The organism is Microbispora sp. NPDC088329 (assembly GCF_040685655.1).
Taxonomy (GTDB): Bacteria; Actinomycetota; Actinomycetes; order Streptosporangiales; family Streptosporangiaceae; genus Microbispora.
On sequence record NZ_JBFBIP010000027.1, the window covers coordinates 92,564 to 109,444 of the forward strand.

Below are 16,881 nucleotides of genomic sequence, written 5' to 3' on the forward strand. Positions count from 1 at the left end.
GACCCGCAGCACCCGCATTGGGGAAATCCCCGCCGCGCCTTTACCCGTCACCGCGGTCCTGCCCGCGCTCGGCGGGAATGGTCGCGCGGGAGGCCGCCGCACACGCTGCCGCCGGGCCGTGGCGCACGCGTCCGCCCGGCCAGCGATCCGCGAGGAGGCGGACATGACCCGTGTCTTCCCGAGACCGGAGCCGTCGGCGCCGTCCCGGGCGTGGCCGGGGGCGGGGGAGGCCAGGAACCCGCCGCTGCCCGCGTACGCCGTGGAGCTGCGCGACCGGCTCGGCGAGGCCGTCGCGGGCGAAGTCGGGTTCGGCGGCGGCGACCGGGCCATGTACGCCTACGACGCGTCGGTCTACCGGCAGGTGCCGATCGGCGTGGTGACGCCTAGGGACGCCGCCGACGTCGAGGCCGCACTGGAGGTGTGCCGCCGCTTCGGCGCCCCCGTGCTCGCCCGCGGCTGCGGCACCTCGCTGACCGGGCAGACCGTCAACGGCGCCGTGGTGTTCGACTTCACCCGCCACATGGACCGGATCGCCGAGCTCACCCCCCTGCGCCGCACCGCGCGGGTGCAGCCCGGCGTCATCTGCGACGAGCTCAGGGACGCCGCGGCGCGCTATGGCCTGACCTTCGGCCCGGACCCCGCGACCCACGACCACGCGACGATCGGCGGCATGGTCGGCAACAACTCCTGCGGCGTCCACTCGGTGACGGCGGGCAAGACCGTCGACAACGTCGAGGAGCTGGAGATCGTCACCTACGACGGCACCCGCATGCGGGTCGGCGCGACCGGCGAGGACGAGCTGGAGTGCGTCATCGCGGCCGGCGGGCGGCGTGGCGCGATCTACGCCGGGCTGCGTCACATCCGCGACACCTACGGCGACGCGATCCGCCGGGGCCTGCCCGACATCCCCCGCCGGGTGTCCGGCTACAACCTCGACGCGCTGCTGCCGGAGAACGGGTTCCACGTCGCGCGGGCGCTGGTGGGTTCGGAGGGCACGCTGGCGCTGACCCTCGACGCGACCTGCCGGCTGGTGCGGCTGCCCCCCTTCCGCGCGCTCGTCGTGCTCGGCTACCCCGACATCCCCTCCTCCGGCGACGACGTGCCCTGGCTGTTGCGGTTCGGGGCCATCGGGCTGGAGTTCACCAGCCGCCACGTCGTGACCAATCTGCAGGCCAAGGGTTTCCGCCTCGGCGGCGAGGACCTGCTGCCGCCAGGCAGGGCCTGGCTGCTGATGGAGTTCGGCGGCGAGACCCAGCGCGAGGCCGACGCGCGGGCCGCGCGGCTGGTCCGCGCCGTACGGTCGCGCCCGCACGGCCCGAGCTGCAGGTTCTACGACGACCCGGCCGACGAGACCGCGGTGTGGGAGATACGGCGCCACTCCGCCGGTACCGCCCGCATGCCCGTCGGCCTGGGCGGCCACGGCGGCTGGCCCAACTGGGAGGACGCCGCCGTCCACCCGGACGTCCTCGGGCCCTACCTGCGCGACTTCCTGCGCCTGCTCGACCGGCACGGCTACGACGCCGTCTTCTACGGTCACTGGGGCCAGGGATGCGTGCACAGCCGCATCGACTTCGACCTGCGCAGCCTCGGCGGCGTCCGGGCCTTCCGGCGTTTCATGGAGGAGGCCGCCGACCTCGTCGTCGCGTACGGCGGGTCGCTGTCGGGGGAGCACGGGGACGGGCACGGACGGGCCGAGTTGTGGCCGCGCATGTTCCCACCCGAGCTGATGCGGGCGTTCGAGGAGTTCAAGCGCGTCTGGGACCCCGACGGCCGGATGAACCCGCACAAACTCATCGACCCCTACCCGCTGGACGCGCACCTGCGTGAGGGGCCGGCGTACCGGCCGCGCGACCTGGAGCACGTCTTCGGCTACCCGCTCGACGGCGGCAGCTTCACCGAGGCGGCCGGCCGCTGTTTCGGCGTCGGCAAGTGCCGTCACCTGTCCGGCGGGGTGATGTGCCCGAGCTTCATGGTGACCCGGGAGGAGAAGCACTCGACCCGGGGCCGGGCGCGGCTGCTGCAGGAGATGGCCGAGAGCGCGGGCCCGGTCGAGGGCCGCTGGCGCAGCGAGGCCGTACGCGAGGCCCTCGACCTCTGTCTGGCCTGCAAGGGATGCAGGAGCGACTGCCCGGTGCAGGTGGACATGGCCACCTACAAGGCGGAGTTCCTCCACCACTACTACGCCGGCCGGCCGCGGCCCCGGCAGGCGTACGCGCTGGGGCTCGTCGACGTGTGGGCCCGGCTGGCCTCGCGGGTTCCGCGCCTGGCCAACGCCGTCACCCACGCGCCGGTGCTCGGCCGGCTGGCGAAGCTGGCCGCCGGGATCGCGCCCGAGCGTGACGCGCCGCGTTTCGCGCGCCGCACGTTCCGCCGGACGATGGCCGGTCACGTGCCGCGCAACCCGGGCGGGCCGCCGGTCCTGCTGTGGCCGGACACCTTCACCGAGCACTTCCAGCCGGAGGTGGGGGTCGCGGCCGTGGACGTGCTGGAGGCCGCCGGATTCCACGTCATCGTGCCCGAGGGCCCGCTGTGCTGCGGCCGCCCGCTGTACGACTACGGGATGCTCACGCTCGCGCGGCGCTACCTGCGCCGGGTGCTCGACGCGGTCGGCCCGCTCGTCGAGGCCGGGATCCCGGTGGTCGGCCTGGAGCCGAGCTGTCTGGCCGTCTTCCGCGACGAGCTGACCAACCTGCTGCCCGACGACCTCGACGCGCGGCGGCTGCACGCGAACAGCTACCTGCTGTCGGAGTTCCTCACCCGGCACGCGCCGGGCTGGCCGCTGCCCCGGCTGCGGCGGCGGGCGCTCGTCCAGGTGCACTGTCACCACCACGCGGTGATGGGCTTCGACGCCGAGCGCGCACTGCTGCGCGACATGGGACTGGACATGGAGATCCCGGACTCCGGATGCTGCGGCATGGCCGGCGGCTTCGGCTACGAGGCCGGCGAGCACTACGCGGTGTCGATGGCGGCGGGGGAGCGGGTGCTGCTTCCGAAGGTGCGCGCCGCCGATCCCGGCACGCTGATCGTCGCCGACGGGTTCAGCTGCCGCGGCCAGATCACCTCGGGCACCGGCCGCAGGCCCCTGCACCTGGCCCAGGTGCTCGCGCTCGCGATCCGCGAGGGCGAGCTGGGGCCCGCCGGCCACACCGTCGACGGCGCCGTCGGCAGCGCCGCCGATCATGCCGCCGGAGACGGAGGCGGCGGACATCGGGGCCTGCGCGCGCTTGTCGCCGGCGGCGCGGGCGCCGCCGTCGCCGTCGCGGTGGCACTCGCCGCCAGGCGGCGCGTACGCGTTCCATCGAGGGAGACCCATCATGGGCGATGAGCTCACCGCCGCGGACGTCCTCGTCGACCGGCTGATCCAGTGGGGAGTGGACGTCGTCTTCGGGCTGCCGGGCGACGGCATCAACGGCCTCATGGACGCCCTGCACAACCGCAGGGCGGACCTGCGCTACATCCACTGCCGCCACGAGGAGGTGGCCGCGATGGCGGCGGTCGGCTACGCCAAGTTCACCGGGCGGCTCGGCGTGTGCTTCGCGACCTCGGGTCCCGGCGCGGCCCACCTGCTCAACGGGCTGCTCGACGCGCGCACCGACCAGGCGCCGCTCCTGGCGATCAGCGGCATGACCTATCACGACCTCGTCGGCACGAGCTATCTGCAGGACGTCAACACCGACTACATGTTCGACGACGTCGCGTTGTACAACCAGCGCATCATGGGGCCCGCGCACGTCGTCAACGTCACCGACTACGCCGTGCGCACGGCGCTGACCCAGCGCGGCCCGGCCCACCTCACGTTCCCGATCGACTACCAGGCGGCCCCGGCGAGCTCGGGCAGCCGCTTCCGGCGCAACGTCGAGGGCCACACCTCCACCGCGTACCGTCCGCCGATCCGGGTGCCGCGCCGCCAGGACCTCGACGCGGCCGCGCGGGTGCTGTCGGGGCGGAGCAGGCCGGTCATCCTCGCCGGAGCGGGTGCCCGCGGCGCGGTGGACGAACTCGAGGCGGTCGCGGAGAAGCTCGGCGCGCCGATCGTCAAGGCCCAGCTGGGCAAGGACTGCGTGCCCGACGACAGCCCGTACACCACCGGGCCCATCGGCCTGGTCGGCAGCCGTCCGAGCGAGGACGCGATGGAGGAGTGCGACGCGCTGCTGATCGTCGGGTCCACCATGCCGTACATCGAGTTCTATCCCGCGCCGGGGCAGGCCGCCTGCGTGCAGATCGACGACAGGCCAGAACGGCTCGGCCTGCGCTACCCGGTGGACGTGCCGCTGGCCGGCGACGCGCGGGCCACCCTGGCCGAGCTCCTGCCGCTGCTGACCCGCAACGAGGACAGGTCGTTCCTGGCCAGGGCCCAGCAGGGCATGCGCCAGTGGTGGCGGCTCATGGAGGAGCGCGGCACTCGCACCGACACGCCGATGAAGCCGCAGGTGCCCGCCTGGGCGCTGAACGGCGCGCTCAGGCCGGACGCCATCGTGTGCGGCGACTCGGGCACGGTCACGAGCTGGGCGGCCCGGCAGATCAAGATCCGCCGGGGGCAGATGTTCAGCTTCTCCGGCACGAACTGCTCGATGGCGGCCGGCCTGCCGTACGCCATCGGCGCGCAGGTCGCCTACCCGGGACGGCAGGTGGTCGCCTTCACCGGGGACGGGTCGCTGACGATGCAGCTCGGCGACTTCCTCACCGCCGTGCAGCACGACCTGCCCATCAAGATCGTGGTGGCGAAGAACAACTCCCTCGGCCTGATCAAGTGGGAGCAGATGGTGTTCCTCGGCAACCCGGAGTATGGCGTCAACCTCGCCCCGATCGACTTCGTGAAATTCGCCGAGGCGTGCGGCGCCCGGGGCATGTGCATCACGGACCCGAGGAGTTGCGCCGACCAGATGTACGAAGCGCTGTCCTGGGACGGCCCGGTCATCGTCGAGTGCCTGGTCGACCAGCACGAGCCTCCGCTGCCGGCCAAGGTGAAGAGCCACCAGGTGCAGAAGCTGACCGAGGCCCTGGTGCAGGGCACACCGAACCGCAACCGCATCGCCCTGCAGATGGTCAAGGACATACTGGACGAGTCGAGCTTCGCGGCCAGCCCGGCGCACGCCGTGCCCCGCAGGGTCGGCCAGGCCGCCGCCACGCTGGTGGGCAGGCTCCGCGACCGCGCCAGAGGTGAGCACCCCGAGTGAGGTCGCGGCTCGGCCCGGGGTGCCGGGCTCATCCGGGGTGCCGGGGTCGTACGGGATGGCAGGTTATCCGGGGTGCCGGCTTATCCGGGGTGACGGCGCAGCAGGAGCATGGCGGCGTCGTCGGGGATCGGTCCGCCGACGTGGCGCAGCAGGTCGCCGCGCAGTTCGTCGAGGGCCGCCTGGGGATCGTCGCCCCGCAGCATGTGCGCCCGCTCCTTGAGCGGATAGAAGCGGCCGTCCCGGTCCCGGGCCTCCACCACGCCGTCGGTGTAGAAGAGGATCTGGTCGCCGTCCCCGAACGGCACCCGGTGAGGCTTCGGGCGAGGCGCGCCGAGCATGCCGAGCCCGAGGGGAAGGGCCTCCTCCTGCGGCTCGGCGAAGTGGACGCCGCCGTCGCGCCGCAGCACCAAAGGGGCGGGGTGGCCGCAGTTGAGCAGGGAGATCTCCCCGTCGTGGACCTCGGCGAATATGGCGGTGACGAACTTCTCGCCGCTCAGGTGCCGGGCCAGGCTGGTCTCCACGCGCTCGACCACCCCGGGGAGTTCGGACTGGTCGTAGGCCGCCTCGCGGAAGGCGCCGAGCACCCACGCCGCCGTCTCCACCGCCTCCAGGCCCTTGCCCTGCACGTCGCCGATCAGGATGCGTACGCCCTCGGGGGCGGTGACCACCTCGTAGAGGTCCCCGCCGATCTGGGCCTCGGCGGCGGCGGAGGTGTAGGAGAGCGCCACCCGAAGGTCGCCCGCGCGGCGGGGGACCGGGCGCAGCAGCACGCGCTGGGCGGCCTCGGCGACCAGGCGGAGGTTGGCCAGCTCGCGCTCGCGCCGGTTTCGCAGCCTGCTGGCCAGCATGCTCGCGGCGGTGACGCCGACGATCGCCGCGATGGTGAGGTTGTTCTGGCGCCTGCCGAGAAGACCGTCGTACTGGGCCAGGGGGAGACAGATGACCAGGGCCAGCACCCCTACCAGGGCCGTGCGGCGCACGCCGCCCGCAACCGAGGCGAAGGCCGGGCCCAGGGTGAGGAGCGGCAGGAAGCCCACACCCGGCCCCGTGATGAGGTCGACGATGATGACGAGGAGTATCGCGATGAACGGCAACGCGCGCAGGAGGCTCTGGGAACTCATCGCGACTCCATTGCCGGCCCCCACGTCAGCACATGATTCCTTTTCTGATGGCTTTACTCCTTCCCGTTTTGTGACCGGGGCACTCCCGATCATCCGCGACTGATCCACCAATTCGGGCCGGTCGGTCGGGTCGTGGCACGCCCCCTGATCACTATGAGTAGTGAGGTTACTCCATTTCGTGGCGTGCTGGCCGGTAAAGCCGGACATCCGGCCTTCGCTCCGCACCGTCACGGTGCTGTCACGGCAGTTCCGCGAAGCGTTCGACCCGGTCCGTACGGCCCGACACGAGGATGACGTCGCCATAGCTGAGCTCGGTCTCGGCGGTGGCGTAGGTGAACTCCTCGCCCGGCCGCTTGACCGCGACCACCGTCACCCCGTACTTGCGGCGCAGGCTGGACTCGCCGAGGGGAACTCCGACGTACTCCTTGGGCGGGAGGGTCTTGACCAGCGCGAAGTTCTCGTCGACCTCCATGTAGTCGAGCATCCGCCCGCTCACCAGGTGAGCCACGCGCTCGCCCATGTCGTATTCGGGGAAGACCACGTGCTGGACGCCGATCCGGCTGAGGATGCGGCCGTGCTGCTGGCTGACGGCCTTGGCCCAGATGTCGTCGATTTCCATTTCCACCAGCAGCGACGAGGTGAGGATGCTCGCCTCCAGGTCGCTGCCGATGGCACACACCGCGCGGTAGAAGTCCGGCAGGCCGAGCTGGCGCAACGCCTCGGGATCGGTGGCGTCGGCCGTGGCGATGTGGGTGATCTGGCCCGAGAGGCTCTGCACCACCTTGGGGCGGTGGTCGATGGCCAGCACCTCGGTGCCGCGCCGCACGAGCTCGAGGGCGAGCGCGGTGCCGAAGCGGCCGAGACCGATCACCGCGACGGGGTCGTTCCTCATGTCAGCCAACGATGACGTCCTCTTCCGGTAATTCATAGCGGCGGATGCGCTCCTTGAGCGCCAGTGCGGAGCCGAGGGTGAGCGGGCCGATCCGGCCGACGAACATCAGCAGGGTGAGCAGCACCTGCGCGGCGGGAGAGGCTTCGGGGGCGACGCTGACGGACAGTCCGGTCGTGCTGAAGGCGGAGACGACCTCGAACAGCACCCGGTCCAGGGAGTGCGGGGTCAGCACCAGCAGGACGTAGGTGAAGAGCGCGACCAGGCTCACGCTCAGCACGGTGAGCGAGACCGCCTGTCGCTGTGCGGCCTCGGTGAGGCGGCGGTGGCCGATGTTCACCCGGCTCTCGCCGCGCAGCTCCGCCCAGACGATGAACGCGAGCAGGCCCAGGGTGGTGACCTTGATGCCGCCCGCGGTGCCCGCGCTGCCGCCGCCGACGAACATCAGCAGCTCGGTGGCCAGCCAGCTGGAGGGGTGCATCTGCGTGATGTCGATGGTGTTGAACCCGGCGCTGCGCGGCATGACGGCGGTGAAGAAGGAGGCCAGCAGCTTGCCGTTGCCGTCCATGGGGCCGAGCGTGCGGGGGTTGGTCCACTCCGTGACGAGGAAGACCAGCGTGCCGCCGGCCAGCAGGACGGTGGTGACCGCGAGCGTGATGCGGGTGAGCAGCGACCAGCGTTTGGGGCGGCGCCAGGACCGGCGCAGCTCGAACACCACCGGGTAACCGAGCCCGCCGACGATCACCGCCGTCGCGACGGTCAGGCAGATCCACGGATCGACGGCGAATCTGACCAGGCTGTCGGGCCACAGCGCGAAACCGGCGTTGTTGAACGACGAGACCGCGTGGAACAGGCCCAGGTACAGGCCGCGCCCGACGGGCTCGCCGTACCCGAGCACGAACCTGAGTGTGAGGACGGTCCCCACAACGGCCTCGCAGAGCAGGTTGAATACGACGACCTTGCCCACCACGCGCCGCAGGTCGCCGGCGTTGAGCACCTTGGCCTCGGCCTGCGCCGACAGCCGGGCGCGCAGGCCCAGCCTGCGGGAGACGAGCAGGGTGAAGACGGTCGCGAGGGTCATGATGCCGAGACCGCCCACCTGGATCAGGGCGGCGATGACCACCTCGCCGAACGCCGACCAGTGCATGGCCGTGTCGACGACGGTCAGCCCGTTCACGCACACCGCCGAGGTCGCGGTGAACAAGGCGGTGATCCAGTCCGCGGGCTCCCCAGAAGTGGTGGCGAGCGGACTGGACAGCAGGGCGGTCCCCAGGAGGACCGCCGCCCCGAATACCGTCGTGATGACCTGCGCCGGATGGTGGAATCGCCCCAGGGCGGCCCAGAACAATTTCATGTCGGTCGCTCCGCGCCTGCGCGGCTGTCCTCGCGGCCGTGTCCGCCGCCCTGCCGGGCCGTTTGCAGTACCACCGAGAACCTCCGTGCGGGCAACGCGATCACCTCGCCGACCCGACTTCCCGGCACACCGCGGCCTACCGTAACAGCACATTTCCCGCCGGGCACATCAGGGCGGGAGTCCGGTCAGCCGGTCGTGACGGCGAACGGGCCGCCGGCGCCGAAGACGAGGCGGGCGAAGTTCTCGCCGATTCGGCGGTGTCCCGCGGGGTCGGGGTGCACCTCGTCGGGCAGCGGCAGCTCCGCGTAGTCCGCCTCGCCGTAGAGGTCGCGGCCGTCGAGGTAGTGCAGGTTCGGGTCGTCGACCGCCCGCTGCCGGACGATCCGGGCGAGTTCGTCGCGGATGACGTTGAGCGTGAGACGCCCGGCGGCGCGCTCGGCGGGATCCCCCGTGGCCTTGAATCGCACGGCCCCGCCATCGAAGTCGGGCGCGAGCGGGCCGGGGGTGTCCTCCTGGACCGGGCACAGGATGGAGGACACGACCAGCAGCGGCGTGGCGGAATGCCCCTCGCGGATGGTGTCGAGGAAGCCGTGGACCGCGGGGGTGAAGGCGCGCAGGCGCATCACGTCGCCGTTGACGATGTTGATGCCGATCTTGACGCTGATCAGGTCGGCGGGGGTGTCCCGCATCGCGCGGGCGGTGAACGGGTCGAGTAGCGCGCTGCCGCCGAACCCCAGATTGATCAGCTCCACTCCGCCCAGGGCGGCGGCCAGGGCCGGCCAGATGGCGGTCGGGTGGGCGGCGTTCGAGCCGTGGCTGATGGAACTGCCGTGGTGCAGCCACACCCTGAGTCCGCTGTCCGGCGCCGGCTCGATCGGGGCGTCGGTGCGCAGCGCGATCAGCTCGGTGATCTCCGTATGAGGAAGCCAGATCTCGACGTTCTTGTCACGCGCCGGAAGATCGGCGAAGCGGGCGGTGCCGGGAGGTCCTTCGCGCAGCTCGGCCGACTGCGTGGCCATGTCGATCACGCGGACGTTGCCGCCGGTCACGGTGGCCTGGGCCGTGAGGCGGCCGTCGACGAGCAGGTCGTATACGCCGTCCGCCGGGGCCGGGAGACCCCGGTAGGCCCTCTTGGTCGGCAACGTGTCCAGTTCGATGGTGGTGGCCCGAGTCCGGAACGCCAGGCGTACGCCGGACGGCTGGGCCTCGGCCATGGCCAGTTGCCCGTCGGGGATCTGCCGGCGAGCCCATGCGGGCAGCCGGTGCGGCAGCAGGCCGTGCGCCGTGCGTTCCAGGTCGAGGACGCCGCGCAGGACGTCCTGGGTGACGGGGGTGGTGATCCAGTCGTGCTCGATGCTCATGTCCTCAGTCTGTTGATCGAGATTCCCGGGGGTGTTCCGCCGGGTCGGTGCGGGTCCCCGGCGGTCAGGGCATGGTCCGGTTGCGCAGCAGAATGTCGAGGGAGTCCACGATCCAGGACCAGGATTCCTCCGGGTCGACGGGGGTGTGGCTGAAGCCCCCGCTCATCTCCAGGCTGACGTAGCCGTGGAAGACGCCGCCCAGCATCCGGACCGCGTGTGTCTGGTCCGGCTCCGCGATGTCGTAGCCGCGCAGGATGGCCCGCGTCATCTGTGCGTGCCTGACGCCGGCACTGGCGGCCGCCGTCTCGGGGTCGAGCCTGAGCCGGGCGGCGTCGTAGCGGCCTGGATGCTCCCGGGCGTAGCCGCGGTAGGCGTCCGCGAAGGCGGCCAGGGCGTCCTTGCCGGCGCGCCCGGCCAGCGCGTCGGCGGCTCGGTCGGCGAGCTCCTCCAGCGCGAACAGGGCGATCCCGGTCTTCAGGTCCTGGGAGCTCTTCAGGTGTGAGTAGAGACTCGCGACCTTGACGCCGAACCGCCGGGCCAGCGCCGAGATCGTCACCTGGTCGAAGCCGACCTCGTCGGCCAGCTCCGCCCCCGCCCTGATCAGGCGTTCCGTGGTCAGCCCCGCCCGCACCATAACCCTCTCCCTGCTTTGCCTAAATTTATTATGAATCTGCCTAATGCATTTAGGCAAATCGCCGATGGTTCTCGAGGTGATGTACGGCGCGCTTGAATATCATGTCTTCCGATATATTCTGAAGGCATGACAGCACGAGCGATGACGGAACCCGCCTTCCTCGTTCTCACCGCACTGGTCGACGAGCCGCGGCACGGCTACGGCATCGCGCAGGAGGTCGAGCGGCTATCCGGAGGGCGCGTCCAGCTCAAGGTCGGCACCCTGTACGGCGTGCTCGACCGGCTCGCGGCCGACGGGTTCGTGGAGGCGGACCGCGAGGAGGTGCGGCAGGGACGGCTGCGCCGCTACTACCGCCTCACCGACGAGGGGGCGGGGGCGCTGGAGGAGGAGGCCGTGCGGCTGGCCGACAACGCGCGCCGCGCCGTCGAGCGGCTGCGGCTGCGGCAGGCGGGAGGTCTGGCATGAGCGAGCGGAGCGAGCCCGTCGACAGGCACGGCGCGAGCCGCGAGGCGAGGGGTGGCATGAGCGTTCTCGAGGAGCGTTACCGGTGGTGGCTGCGGCTGCTGCCCGCGTACTACCGCGCCGAGCGCGAGGAGGAGATGGTCTCGGCCTTCCTCGAAGGCGCCCAGCCCGGTGGGGCCGGGCACGACGACCAGCGCCCGCGCTTCCTGGAGATCGCCAGCGTGGCCGCGCTCGCGCTGCGGCTGCGGCTGGGCGGTCCGGGGTCGCCGCCCCGGTCGTACCTGTGGGGCGAGGCGGTCCGCCGGGCCGCCCTTCTCGGCCTCGTCTTCTGGACGATGATCGGTTGCGTCTTCGCCGGGCAGGCGGTGCTCACGTACGCAATCCCCGCGGACGCGCTCCCCGGCGGTGTCATGGGCATCGGCGACCCCGGGTCGCCCGATCGAGTGCGGCTCGTGCTGGCCGACCTGACGCCGCTGCTGTGGGCCGCCGGCCTCGGCGCGCTCGTGCGCGGGCGACCCCGCGTGGCCGCGGCGGCGGCCGCGGCGGCCCTGGTGGTGCCGCACGTGCTGGTGCCTCCGCCCCTTTCCGGGTGGGAGAGCGCGGTGCGCTGGGCCTGTTCGGTCCTCCCGGCCGTGATCACGGTGCTGGCTCTGGCGCTCGGGTTCCACCGCGACGCGCCGCCGCCCGGCCTGCCCGTGCGGCGGGCGCTGCGCCTGCTCGCGCTTCCGGTCGCGGTGGGCCTCCTGCTCTCCCTGGTCGTCGGTGTGCTCGGAGCGACGACGAGGGCCGGGACGGCCCCGGCGCCGGTCCTGATGCAGGCCTGGATGTGGGTCGACATCCCCGGTCTCGCCTGCCTGTCGCTGCTGGCGCTGACGGTGTGGTGCGTGGCCGTGGGCGGGGCGGTGAGGCGGCCCGGGCCTACGGCACTGGCGGGAGCGATACTGGCCGCACCGGCCGTCGTCGCCCGGGCGGGCACGTTGTCCCCGGACACGACCGGCGTGACCGGTTTCGTGGCGACCCTGCAACTGGCCGTGCTCCTGGTGAGCGGGATCACGCTCTTCGTCATCGGCATACGTGCGCTGCGGGCGACGGATGACGCCGGGGCGCTGGGCGGGCAAGCGCGGTGACACTTCGCGGGCTCCGGCGCCGTCGCCCTCAGGCCGGAGAGGCGACGTACCGCTGGACGACCGGGCCAAGCCAGTCGACGAGTTCCTGGCGGGTCATCGTGCCCAGCGAGGGAAGGGCGAGCACGTAGCGGCACAGTGCCATGCCGAGGATCTGGCTGGCGGCCAGTGCCGCGCGCTTCCGGGCGGCGGCGTGATCGCCGGAGATCTTCGCCGCCACCGGCACCAGCTGGGCGGAGAATATCGACCGCATCCGTTCGGCGACCGCCTCGTTGGTGACCGCGGTCCGCAGCAGGATCACCAAAGTCTCGTCACGTTCCCATCGGTCCAGGAAGTGGGCGACGAGCGTCGCGCCGACGTCGTCGCCGGGGACCGACGTCAGGTCCGGAAGTTCGAGGTCGAACTCCGCGGCGGCCGCGAACAGCCGCTCCTTGGTGCCGAAGTAACGCATCACCATCGACGGGTCGATGCCGGCGTCCGCCGCGATGGCGCGGATGGTCGCCCGGTCGTAGCCGTCGGCGGCGAACCGCTCACGGGCGGCGGCCAGGATGAGCGCCTTGGTGTCCTCCGAGCGTCTCCTCATGCCAACGACTGTAGGCCAACACGTGTTGACGCCTGGAGCTGCTGGCGCCGTACGGCGTGACGCCCGCGCTGGTGGAGCGGGGACTCCGCGCCCCGCGCTTCACGATCAGGGACCGGGACACGATCCTGGTGCCGGTGCCGTTCGGTGGCCTGCCGACGAGGTATCCGTACACCTTGATGATCTCGCAGGCGGACACCGAGGCGTTCCTGCTGGCCCGGCTGCGGGAGGAGGGTGGAGGCGTGGAGCGCCCCGCCGTCGTCGCCCGCGTCGAGCAGGACGACGAGGGGGCCGCGGTGACCCTCGCCGACGGCCGCCGCGTCCGGGCCCGCTACGTCGTCGGCGCGGACGGCCTGAACAGTACCGTGCGCGAACAGGCCGGCATCGCCTTCTCCGGCGGGACGTACGCCGAGTCGTTCGCCCTCGCCGACGTCCGGCTGTCGGGCGCAGTGCATCGCGACGAGGTGGTCCTCTACTTCTCCCCGGCGGGCATGGTCGTCGTCGCGCCCCTGCCCGGTGGCCTGCACAGAATCGTGGCCGCCATGGGAGACGCCGGGGAGGCTCCACGGCACCCGGACGCCGCGTTCGTCCAGGACCTGCTCGACGCCCGCGGCCCGGAGCGGCGCCCCGCGGTGGTGCACGAGGTGATCTGGGGATCGCGGTTCCGCGTCCACCACCGGATCGTCGAGCGATTCCGGTCCGGGCGGGTCCTGCTCGCCGGAGACGCCGCTCACGTGCACTCTCCCGCAGGTGGCCAGGGCATGAACCTCGGCGTCGAGGACGGCGTCGTCCTGGGCGAGACCCTGGCGCGCGTGCTTGCGGGCGCGCCGGACGACCTGCTGGACGACTACGCCGCGAGCAGGCGGCCGGCCGCGGAGGGCGTGGTGGCCCTGGCCGGTCGCCTCACCGGCCTGGCCACCGCCTCGGCCGGCCTGCGGCGCGTCCGCAACCTGGCCCTCGGCCTGGCCGGGCGGCTCCGGCCCGTCCAGCGGCGTCTGGCCTGGCGGCTGTCCGGGCTCGACCGCCGCTGACCGGCGAATTCCGCCCGCCGCCGCGGGGACATGTGATCATCGGTAGTCCCCCTACCGACAGGACGGTCTCATGAGACACCTGCCCCGGATCGCCGCGACCGCGCTGGCGCTCGCCACCGCTTTCGTCACCGTCACCCCCGCGTCCGCGGCCGCCGACCGGCCCTTGAGTCGTACGCAACTGAAGAAGGTCCTGCTCACGAAGAAGGACCTGGGCAAGGGCTGGGGCGTGATCGACATACCCCTGAGGCGGATCGACCTGACGGGCCTCGACGTGAACGACGCGGCCTGCGTGACCGCCGCCAGGGAGTTCGACGCCGCGTTCGAGACCGCGGGGAAGAGCCAGTGGATCCTCGGGCGGATCTCCGGCGCCGAGCGCGTCTACACCGGGAGCTCCTCGAAGATCGAGCGGATGACCTCCGCCGCCAGACGGGTGGCCGCCGCCTGCGACGGCGCGGGCGACGCCCGCAACATGGTGAAGATCACCAAGCGTTCTCCCGGCGACCTCGGCGACGCGGCGTACGGTTTCGAGGTCCGCGACGAGAACCCGCCGTATCCCGGGCAGGGCTCGCAACTCGTCCACTTCGACTACGTGGTGATCCGCTACCGGTCGGTCGTGGCCCTCGTCCAGGGCGCCGGCGGCGGCAGGAACCGCTGGAAGGACACGCTCGAACTCGCCAGGAAGGCCGCGGGCAAGCTCGCCTCGGCCTATCCCCGGCGCGCCTGACGCGCGACGGCGCGGCCGGGGGCGGCAGGCGCGTCTACCGCCGGGACCACACGACGTGCCGGTGCCCGGCGTGGCGGCGGGCCTTGCCGTGGTGTGGGGGCTTCGGGTGCTTCGCATGCCGCACGGGTCTCGCGGGCCGCACCGGCGCGGTCGCCGCGGACGTCGCGACGCCCGGCTCGTAGCCGCGGGCGGACGCCGTCACCCGTACGGACAGGCGGGCGCCGCGGTCGCGGCTGCTGACGTGGTAGGTCCGCCCGGTCGCGCCCCCGACCTCGGCGCCGTCGCGCAGCCACTGATAGCGGATCCGCGTGGGCGACGGCGTCCAGGCGCCCGGGGAGGCGCTCAGCGTACGGCCGGCCTTCGGGACGCCGCGCACGGCCGGGGGCGCCGTGTTGGTGACCGTCGTCGGCCGCGCGTCGTGCAGGTCCACGTCGGCGGCGCGGACGAAGACCTGGCGATGGGCGTACCAGAGCTGGTAGTAGCGGTCCTGTCCCTTGAGGTCGGTGCGGTCCCCGGGAGCCGACCCGTCGAACGTCGTGGCGCGGTAGTAGTCGGTGACGACGTCGTCGTCGCTCACGGCGTACGCCTGCCCGCCGGGGAGGGCGTACTCCAGGGGCGAGATCGCCTGCACGGGGATGCCGGTGCCGCTGTAGGCGGACGCCTCGGGGTAGGCCCGGCCGTACACGGCGGCGGGGGCGGTCGCTCCCGCCTTCACGGTGACCGTCCTCGCCGACGCCGGGACCACGACGGGCCGGTCGGCGGGATTGTGCAGCCAGGCCAGGGAGCCCGCCCACCACACGCCCAGCCAGTCGCCCTGCACCTGCGCGACGACGAGCTTGTGTCCGGAGACGACGCGGGCGCTGATGTCGCTGACGTACGTCGTGCCCGCCTCCCCGCCGGGCTTCCACGCCGGATCGGCGGCGAGCGGCGCGGTTTCGGACGGCGACTGACGAAGCGGGACGAAGTTGGTGCCGGCCCCCGCGACGCACTCCGGCGAGGGCGGCGACGCTTCGGCGCAGCCGGTCAGGGGCTGCGGGTTGTCGTGGTAGCCGGTGCGGACCTCCACCACGTCGCCGGGCGCGACCCGGGCCGTGGCCGCCCGGCCGCCGCCGATCGGCGCGCCGAGCAGCTCGAAGTAGTGGTCCCAGTCCCAGTACGGCCCCGGGTCCCAGTGCATGCTCTTGGTGGCGCCGAGGACGGTCCCCGGCACCTGGTCGTGCCCGATGACGTGCGCCCGGTCGAGCGGGATGCCGTACTTCCCGGAGAGGTGCTTCACCAGCGCGGCGGAGGTCTGGTACATCGACTCGGTGAACCAGGTGGCGCCGCCGGCGAAGCCCTCGTGCTCGACGCCGATGGAGTGCGCGTTCACATACCAGTTGCCGGCGTGCCAGCCCACATCCTTGGCGTCGAGGTGCTGGGCGACGTGGCCGTCGGAGGAGCGGATGGTGTAGTTCCAGGCGAGGTACGTCGGGTCCTGCACGAGCCGCACCGAGGGGTCGTAGTAGCCCTCGGTGTCGTGGATGACGATGTAGTCGAGCTTCGGCCCGCCCGGCCCGGTCCGGTCGGCGATGTCGTGGTTGCCGTAGTCGGTGGTGCCGTCCGGGGCGGTCGGGTCGTGCTTGGCGTACGGCGCCGGGATCGGTTCGCATTCGAGATCGGCCGGGCAGTCGGCGCCGGGGTCGGCGGCGGCCTTGGCCTGCGGGAGCGTGACCGACTCGTCGGCGGCGAGCGTCACGGTCTGGCCGTCGGCGGTGACCCGGCTCTCGCCCGTGCGCAGGGTCTGGTAGACCTGCCGGGTGAAGTCGTGCTTCGCGCCGAACCGCGTCACCGCGTCCCGCCAGGAGGTCAGGTCGTCGCCGCCGTCGTGGTAGGACGCCAGCAGCGCCGCGCCGCCGCAGATGTTCGCGTTCGGCTCCCGGCGCAGCACGTCGGTCGCGAGGCCGGTCAGCTCGGCGGCCGCCGCCAACTGGCTCTTCACCCCGTTGCCGGCGGCCCGGCCCTTGCCGGCGCCGTCTCCCGTCACCGGCGTGTCGTCGCTCAGGTCGAACACGCCGTAGCCGCCGTCGGAGCTGGGACGGCCCTTGTGGTCGTCCCAGCGGGACAGCATGTACGCCACCGCCTTCAGCAGCGGCTCGGGCACGCCCGTCGTCCGCGCCGCCTCGCCGAAGGCGGTCTCCCGGGACGGCGCCGACAGCGTCGCGGCGCAGGACACCCGGGGCCCGGCGCCGTCCTCGGCCGAGGCCGGCCCGGGCAGGGCGGCCGGCAGCAGCATCGCCGCGGCGGCGCCGGCGACGGCGACCGTGGTGGTGCGCGGTACGAGTCTCACGGGGGTGGGCCCTTTCCCTGCGGGGGCGTGGGGAAGATCGGACAGGGGTCATCACATCGCCGCGCGAGGGCCGGACGCCAGGGAATCGGGTGAATCTC

General features: G+C 72.4%; 13 protein-coding genes. 6 read left to right on the forward strand and 7 right to left on the reverse strand.

Annotated elements, in window-relative coordinates:
• The first annotated feature begins 163 nt into the window (after positions 1 to 163).
• Both AB0O28_RS34970 and AB0O28_RS34975 read left to right on the forward strand, forming a co-directional pair.
• Positions 164 to 3,325, forward strand: a complete 3,162-nt coding sequence (locus AB0O28_RS34970) for an FAD-binding and (Fe-S)-binding domain-containing protein (protein ID WP_363646861.1) — start codon at positions 164 to 166, stop codon at positions 3,323 to 3,325.
• Positions 3,315 to 5,177: a thiamine pyrophosphate-dependent enzyme gene (locus tag AB0O28_RS34975; RefSeq protein ID WP_363646862.1), complete on the forward strand. Its 1,863-nt coding sequence runs from the start codon at positions 3,315 to 3,317 to the stop codon at positions 5,175 to 5,177. Before AB0O28_RS34970 ends, AB0O28_RS34975 begins: the two co-directional genes overlap by 11 nt.
• Positions 5,178 to 5,257: 80 nt before the next feature.
• Here the strand turns inward: AB0O28_RS34975 and AB0O28_RS34980 are convergent, their stop codons facing one another.
• The 5 genes from AB0O28_RS34980 to AB0O28_RS35000 form a co-directional block, all read right to left on the reverse strand.
• The gene (locus AB0O28_RS34980; RefSeq protein ID WP_363646863.1) at positions 5,258 to 6,298 is read right to left on the reverse strand and encodes a PP2C family protein-serine/threonine phosphatase; all 1,041 of its coding nucleotides are present in this window, start codon (positions 6,296 to 6,298) and stop codon (positions 5,258 to 5,260) included.
• Between the two features lie 238 nt (positions 6,299 to 6,536).
• Positions 6,537 to 7,190: a TrkA family potassium uptake protein gene (locus AB0O28_RS34985; RefSeq protein ID WP_363646864.1), complete on the reverse strand. Its 654-nt coding sequence runs from the start codon at positions 7,188 to 7,190 to the stop codon at positions 6,537 to 6,539.
• Between the two features lies 1 nt (position 7,191).
• Positions 7,192 to 8,541 carry a potassium transporter TrkG gene (locus AB0O28_RS34990; RefSeq protein WP_363646865.1) on the reverse strand — a complete coding sequence of 450 codons (1,350 nt, stop codon included), beginning with the start codon at positions 8,539 to 8,541 and terminating at the stop codon, positions 7,192 to 7,194.
• A gap of 185 nt (positions 8,542 to 8,726) precedes the next feature.
• Positions 8,727 to 9,902, reverse strand: coding sequence for a GDSL-type esterase/lipase family protein (locus tag AB0O28_RS34995; RefSeq protein WP_363646866.1), 1,176 nt, complete (start codon positions 9,900 to 9,902; stop codon positions 8,727 to 8,729).
• Between the two features lie 64 nt (positions 9,903 to 9,966).
• The gene (locus AB0O28_RS35000; RefSeq protein WP_363646867.1) at positions 9,967 to 10,536 is read right to left on the reverse strand and encodes a TetR/AcrR family transcriptional regulator; all 570 of its coding nucleotides are present in this window, start codon (positions 10,534 to 10,536) and stop codon (positions 9,967 to 9,969) included.
• Positions 10,537 to 10,662: 126 nt separating this feature from the next.
• On the opposite strand from AB0O28_RS35000, the gene AB0O28_RS35005 reads away from it, so the two are divergent.
• Together AB0O28_RS35005 and AB0O28_RS35010 are read left to right on the forward strand one after the other, a co-directional pair.
• The gene (locus tag AB0O28_RS35005; protein WP_363646868.1) at positions 10,663 to 11,001 is read left to right on the forward strand and encodes a PadR family transcriptional regulator; all 339 of its coding nucleotides are present in this window, start codon (positions 10,663 to 10,665) and stop codon (positions 10,999 to 11,001) included.
• Positions 10,998 to 12,125, forward strand: coding sequence for a hypothetical protein (locus AB0O28_RS35010; RefSeq protein ID WP_363646869.1), 1,128 nt, complete (start codon positions 10,998 to 11,000; stop codon positions 12,123 to 12,125). Before AB0O28_RS35005 ends, AB0O28_RS35010 begins: the two co-directional genes overlap by 4 nt.
• A 28-nt stretch (positions 12,126 to 12,153) precedes the next feature.
• Here AB0O28_RS35010 and AB0O28_RS35015 read toward each other — a convergent pair whose 3' ends face one another.
• On the reverse strand, positions 12,154 to 12,705 hold the full coding sequence (locus tag AB0O28_RS35015; RefSeq protein WP_363646870.1) for a TetR family transcriptional regulator: 552 nt from the start codon (positions 12,703 to 12,705) through the stop codon (positions 12,154 to 12,156).
• A 41-nt stretch (positions 12,706 to 12,746) separates the two neighbouring features.
• On the opposite strand from AB0O28_RS35015, the gene AB0O28_RS35020 reads away from it, so the two are divergent.
• Together AB0O28_RS35020 and AB0O28_RS35025 are read left to right on the forward strand one after the other, a co-directional pair.
• Positions 12,747 to 13,733 carry an FAD-dependent monooxygenase gene (locus AB0O28_RS35020; RefSeq protein WP_363646878.1) on the forward strand — a complete coding sequence of 329 codons (987 nt, stop codon included), beginning with the start codon at positions 12,747 to 12,749 and terminating at the stop codon, positions 13,731 to 13,733.
• A 70-nt stretch (positions 13,734 to 13,803) separates the two neighbouring features.
• Complete coding sequence (locus AB0O28_RS35025; RefSeq protein ID WP_363646871.1) at positions 13,804 to 14,457, forward strand: hypothetical protein; 654 nt, start codon at positions 13,804 to 13,806, stop codon at positions 14,455 to 14,457.
• 34 nt (positions 14,458 to 14,491) lie between these two features.
• On the opposite strand, the gene AB0O28_RS35030 is transcribed toward AB0O28_RS35025, so the two are convergent.
• Positions 14,492 to 16,783, reverse strand: a complete 2,292-nt coding sequence (locus AB0O28_RS35030; protein ID WP_363646872.1) for a peptidoglycan recognition family protein — start codon at positions 16,781 to 16,783, stop codon at positions 14,492 to 14,494.
• Positions 16,784 to 16,881 lie beyond the last annotated feature (98 nt).